Consider the following 790-nt stretch of genomic DNA (forward strand, 5'->3'; position numbering starts at 1 on the left):
GTTCGAGAAGCTGATCGGCCATTTGCGGGATGAAGGGAGCCCCGGTCGTCCAGGCTATCCGGTGCTTGTGCTGTTTCGCGCGGTGCTGCTGCAGTCGCTCTACGGTCTTTCGGAGCGCGAACTGGAGGAGGCGCTGGGCGACCGGTTGTCATTCAAGCGCTTCGTTGGTTTGAGCCTCGAGGATGCCATCCCCGATCATACGGTCCTGAACCGCTTCCGGAACCAGCTCGTTGAACAAGGCCTGCTGGAGAAGCTGTTTGGCGAACTGGATCGCCAGCTTGAGAATGCCGGCGTCATCCTCAAGCGCGGCACGATGCTGGATGCAACCTTGATCCAGGCGGTGTCAGCTCCTCCGAGGGAGGATCGTCCCTCAAACGATCCCGACGCCCGCTTCACCAAGCGGCAGGGCAAGAGCGGCTCGACCTTCGGTTACAAGGCCCATGTGGGGGTCGACGAGGGGTCCGGCCTGATCCGCACGGTGTTGACCACGCCTGCCAACATCAACGACACCACGCCAGCCGATGATTTGATCCGCGGCGATGAAGCCGCGGTGTGGGCCGATGCGGCCTATGACACCCATGCCAGACGAGCCCGGTTGAAAGCAGAAGGCAAAAAGCCCCGCATCGCGTTCCGTCCCAACAGACATCATCCGGAACTGCCGCCAAGGCTCAAACGCTACAACCGCCTCATCGCGCGCCGACGAGCCCAGGTTGAGACCACCTTCGCCACTCTCAAACGCCGCATGCGACTGACTTGCATCCGCTACGTTGGTCTGATGAAGGCAAGCGGG

General features: G+C 61.9%; 1 protein-coding gene. It reads left to right on the forward strand.

Translation table 11 applies throughout. The features are described 5' to 3' along the window. A partial coding sequence (locus tag CV770_RS41265; RefSeq protein WP_104466333.1) for an IS5 family transposase occupies nt 1-790 on the forward strand: 790 nt, incomplete at both ends.

It is taken from the genome of Bradyrhizobium sp. AC87j1 (genome assembly GCF_002936975.1).
Taxonomy (GTDB): Bacteria; Pseudomonadota; Alphaproteobacteria; order Rhizobiales; family Xanthobacteraceae; genus Bradyrhizobium; species Bradyrhizobium shewense.